Below are 4,381 nucleotides of genomic sequence, written 5' to 3' on the forward strand. Positions count from 1 at the left end.
CACGGGGCGGGAAGAGTTCCCGCAGCTCGTCCTTGCCGGCCACCGGGCGGCCCCGGCGGCGGCGTCCGGCGAGGATCCGCTCGGGCCGCAGCAGCACCCCGAGCAGACCGCGGATCTCGTCCAGGGCCTGCCCGGGCAGCTTGCCGACCAGGTAGGCGACGGTGCGCAGCACGGTGCCGAGGACCAGGCGCAGCGACACCCAGGGCAGCGCGGAGCCGGGGCTGTTGACGAGCAGGGTGTAGACGGCGCCGGCCTTGTCCACGCGGTGCGGGGAGGCGACGGTACGGCCCACGCAGTCGACGTCGCGGCGCTCGCGGGAGGCGGCCTCGGCGTGCCGGACGACGGCCTCGGGGGCGACCAGGACCTGGTGGCCCTGGGACCGGGCGCGCCAGCACAGGTCGATGTCGTCGCGCATCAGCGGCAGCCGACGGTCGAAGCCGCCGAGCTCCTCGTAGACGTCGCGGCGGATCAGCATGCCGGCGGTGGAGACGGCGAGGGCGGGCTTCACGAAGTCGTGCTGGCCCTGGTCCTGTTCACGGCGGTCCAGGCCGGTCCAGCGGCGGCCGCTGTTGGCGATGGTGACGCCGGCCTCGAGGAGCTGCCGGCGGTCGTACCAGCCGCGCAGCTTGGGGCCCACCACGGCGACCTCGCGGCCGGCCTCGGCCTCGCGCTCGACGACCGCCAGCATCTGGGCGAGCGCGTCCGGGGCGGGCGCGCAGTCGTCGTGGAGCAGCCAGAGCCACTGCACGGGTTCGCCGTGCGGCAGGTCGGGCAGGTCGTAGGTCTCGTCCCGCCAGGTGCGGGTGACCGGGTCCCAGCCGCTGGGCCGCTTGAGGTAGGGCAGGTCCTCGGGGGTGAGGACGGGCGCCGTCCGGTGGACCTCGTCGACGGCCTGGCCGAAGCCGGTGCGGCGGGCGAGGTGCAGCACCCGGTCGGGGCCGAGCGCCTCGGTGACCAGGCGCGCGGAGTCGTCGGCGCTGCCGGTGTCGGCGGCGAAGGCGTCCTGGACCGGACGCTCCTGGCCGAGCAGCCCGGCGAGCGCGTCGGGAAGCCAGCGGGCGCCGTCGTGGGCGACGAGCACCGCCGTGACCACGTGGCGCGGGAACTCGGGAGTGGCGCCGCCTGGGGAGACTGCTGTCTGGTGGGCTGCCGTTTGGCTGTGCACGGTCATCGAGGTACAGGCCCCGGTTCGATGGACTGCGGTGGACACCGGCGTTCCCGGGGGCTGCTGCCTCTGCCGGGGAACGCGTGACGTCTCGGACGGAGAGCCACACTAACGGCTGCGCGACAAACGGCCCGCCGCCTGTGGAGAACCCACGGGCGACGGGCCGTACGTTGTGGAACGAACTGTGCCGTCTGTCCGGTCGCCCGCAGGCGGCCGGACCGGTCAGACGGCGGCCTTCTTCAGCCGGCGGCGCTCCCGCTCGGAGAGACCGCCCCAGATCCCGAAGCGCTCGTCGTTGGCGAGCGCGTACTCGAGGCATTCGGACCTGACCTCGCAGGCGAGACAGACCTTCTTGGCCTCCCTCGTGGAGCCGCCCTTCTCCGGGAAGAAGGACTCGGGGTCGGTCTGGGCGCACAGCGCGCGCTCCTGCCAGCCGAGCTCCTCGTTCGCGTCGTCGACCAGCAGTTGCTGCACCAGCTCGGTCATGCCTGCGCCCCTCGTCTGTTCTTCCGCGTCCCCGTGATGTCCCCGTGTGATCCGGCCATCACCGACGGTGGCCGAACGACACGAGTGAAATTACAAGTGTGCCGCTCCGGGCGAGTCAAGCCAGGATCTGCTATTGAGCCCCTTATTCACCCTGCCGAACCAAGCCCCCGCCGAAAGTGTTCAAATCATCCTGAACTTCGACGGACTGACGGCGGGTCACCAGCCGCCCCCATGCGGCCTTGATCACACGTGGATCACGGCCAGGGGCGGAGGCGGTCGGTACCGACAGGTTTGACGCGTCCGGTTGTGCGCCATGTGTCCCGGTCTCCACGGCCACAAACCTTCCTCTTCTCAGAACACCCCCAGAAGGTGAAGTTCGTCCCATTCGGACGTGGCCGAGTTGACACGGAACGTGCGACCGGATGTGCTGAGGGGCATGCTCGCGAACCCGGCATCCGCCCCGACCCGCTCCGCCGGGTTCCTCGGTGCTGCCCCCGTTCGCCGCAGCTGTCACCTCTGTTGTCAGCCCTGTTGTCGCCGCACCGGCTGTTGAGCCCCTGACGCTCCGGCCGTAGCCCGCCCGGTGACCCCGGGCAGGCCGCGCACCCTTCCGGGACCCTTCGTCCCCACCGTCTCCCCCGGCCCGTACCAGGGCCCAACCGTCACGGTCCGCAACCCGGACCCGGCGGAGAGCGGTGCCGTTCCTCCCCCCTCCCCCCGCCTCCCTCCCCGCCACAGGAACCCAGCGCCCCATGAACAGCGACAGCGACCTGCAGATCGCCGGCGACATCCTCGAGGTCCTCCACCTGCTCCAGCCGGAGCGCGAACACCCCTCCACCGTCGCCGACTTCACCCGGCTCGCCCGGACGATCGCCGCGGACCGCCCGCGGTGGGAGCACCTGGTGCGCTACGACGCGACCACCCGCTGGTACCACCGGCTGTCGACCGGGCCCGGCCACGAGGTCTGGCTGCTGTCCTGGCTGCCCGGCCAGACCACCGGGCTCCACCACCACGGCCCGTCCTCCGGCGTGCTCACCGTCCTGGACGGCACCCTGACCGAGCGCAACGCGGCCGGCGGCCCTTCCGGTTCCGCCCGGCGCGTCCTGGAGCCGGGCGCCCAGCGCGTGTTCGCGCCCCAGCACCTGCACGAGATCGTGAACGACTCCCTGGAGCCGGCGGTCAGCCTGCACGTCTACTTCCCCGGCCTGACGGAGATGCCGATGCACACGTCCGCGCCGGCCGCGGTGGCGGTGGCCCGCGCCGACGCCTGACGCGCCGCCAGGGCGCGGCCGCGGCGGCCCTCGGCCGCCTGCCGGTCGCCTGCCGGTCGCCTGCCGGTCGACGGGGCGGGCCTGCGAGACTGACCCCATGCGCATTGTGGTTCTGGCAGGCGGCATCGGCGGTGCCCGGTTCCTGCGTGGTCTGAAGGCGGCCGTGCCGGACGCGACCGTCACCGTGATCGGCAACACCGGGGACGACATCCACCTCTTCGGGCTGAAGGTCTGCCCGGACCTCGACACGGTGATGTACACCCTGGGCGGCGGCATCAACGAGGAGCAGGGCTGGGGAAGGGCCGACGAGACCTTCCACGTCAAGGAGGAGCTCAACGCCTACGGGGTGGGCCCCGACTGGTTCGGGCTGGGCGACCGCGACTTCGCCACGCACGTGGTCCGTACCCAGATGCTCGGCGCGGGCTACCCGCTGAGCGCGGTCACCGAGGCGCTGTGCGACCGGTGGAAGCCGGGCGTGCGGCTGATCCCGATGTCCGACGACCGGGTCGAGACCCATGTCGCGGTGACGCTGGACGGCGAGCGGCGGGCGGTCCACTTCCAGGAGTACTGGGTGCGGCTGCGGGCCTCGGTGGCGGCCGAGGCGATCGTGCCGGTCGGCGCGGAGCAGGCCAAGCCCGCGCCCGGCGTGCTCGAGGCGATCGCCGAGGCCGACGTGATCCTCTTCCCGCCGTCCAACCCGGTCGTGTCGGTCGGCACCATCCTGGCCGTGCCCGGCATCCGGGAGGCGATCGCCGAGGCCGGGGTGCCGGTGGTGGGGCTCTCCCCCATCGTCGGGGACGCGCCGGTGCGCGGGATGGCCGACAAGGTGCTCGCGGCGGTCGGCGTCGAGTCCACGGCCGCGGCGGTCGCCGAGCACTACGGCTCGGGGCTGCTGGACGGCTGGCTGGTCGACACGGTCGACGCCGGCGCGGTCGGACGGATCGAGGCGGCGGGCATCCGCTGCCGGGCCGTGCCGCTGATGATGACCGACGTGGACGCCACCGCGGCGATGGCCCGCGAGGCGCTGGCCCTCGCCGAGGAGGTGCGGGAGGCGTGAGCGAGTCCCTGCGGGAGACGCGGCCCGGGTTCCGGGTGTGGGCGGTCGAGGGGCTGCCCGAGGTGCGGGAGGGCGACGACCTCGCCAAGCTGATCGCCGCCGCCGAGCCGGACCTGGCCGACGGGGACGTGGTGCTGGTCACCTCGAAGATCGCCTCCAAGGCGGAGGGCCGGATCATGGCGGCCGCCGACCGGGAGGCCGCCATCGACGCCGAGACGGTCCGGGTGGTCGCCCGGCGCGGCACGCTGCGGATCGTCGAGAACCGGCAGGGCCTGGTGATGGCCGCGGCCGGCGTCGACGCCTCCAACACCCCCGCCGGGACGGTGCTGCTGCTGCCCGAGGACCCCGACGCGTCCGCCCGGGCCGTCCGGGAGGGGCTGCGGGCGGAGCTGGGCGTGGACG

At 73.4% G+C, this 4,381-nt stretch carries 5 protein-coding genes; 3 read left to right on the top strand and 2 right to left on the bottom strand.

Annotated features, from left to right (window positions below):
* Together HW445_RS19830 and HW445_RS19835 are read right to left on the bottom strand one after the other, a co-directional pair.
* Positions 1 to 1,171: glycosyltransferase family 2 protein (locus HW445_RS19830; RefSeq protein WP_180222334.1), on the bottom strand; the 1,171-nt coding region annotated here is incomplete at its 3' end.
* Between the two features lie 216 nt (positions 1,172 to 1,387).
* Positions 1,388 to 1,651, bottom strand: coding sequence for a WhiB family transcriptional regulator (locus HW445_RS19835; protein ID WP_108951581.1), 264 nt, complete (start codon positions 1,649 to 1,651; stop codon positions 1,388 to 1,390).
* A gap of 752 nt (positions 1,652 to 2,403) precedes the next feature.
* On the opposite strand from HW445_RS19835, the gene HW445_RS19840 reads away from it, so the two are divergent.
* The 3 genes from HW445_RS19840 to HW445_RS19850 form a co-directional block, all read left to right on the top strand.
* The gene (locus HW445_RS19840; RefSeq protein WP_180222335.1) at positions 2,404 to 2,922 is read left to right on the top strand and encodes a cysteine dioxygenase family protein; all 519 of its coding nucleotides are present in this window, start codon (positions 2,404 to 2,406) and stop codon (positions 2,920 to 2,922) included.
* Positions 2,923 to 3,019: 97 nt separating this feature from the next.
* Positions 3,020 to 3,979 carry a 2-phospho-L-lactate transferase gene (gene cofD, locus HW445_RS19845; RefSeq protein ID WP_180222336.1) on the top strand — a complete coding sequence of 320 codons (960 nt, stop codon included), beginning with the start codon at positions 3,020 to 3,022 and terminating at the stop codon, positions 3,977 to 3,979.
* A partial coding sequence (locus tag HW445_RS19850) for a coenzyme F420-0:L-glutamate ligase (RefSeq protein WP_180222337.1) occupies positions 3,976 to 4,381 on the top strand: 406 nt, incomplete at its 3' end. The genes cofD and HW445_RS19850, both read left to right, overlap by 4 nt.

Source organism: Streptomyces sp. UH6, assembly GCF_013421635.1.
Classification (GTDB): Bacteria; Actinomycetota; Actinomycetes; order Streptomycetales; family Streptomycetaceae; genus Streptomyces; species Streptomyces abyssomicinicus.

Excerpts from the sequence above, each read along its gene's own strand:
- HW445_RS19835 (WP_108951581.1), bottom strand. The coding sequence starts at position 1,651 with ATGACCGAGCTGGTGCAGCAACTGCTGGTCGACGACGCGAACGAGGAG.
- HW445_RS19840 (WP_180222335.1), top strand. The coding sequence starts at position 2,404 with ATGAACAGCGACAGCGACCTGCAGATCGCCGGCGACATCCTCGAGGTC.
- cofD (WP_180222336.1), top strand. The coding sequence starts at position 3,020 with ATGCGCATTGTGGTTCTGGCAGGCGGCATCGGCGGTGCCCGGTTCCTG.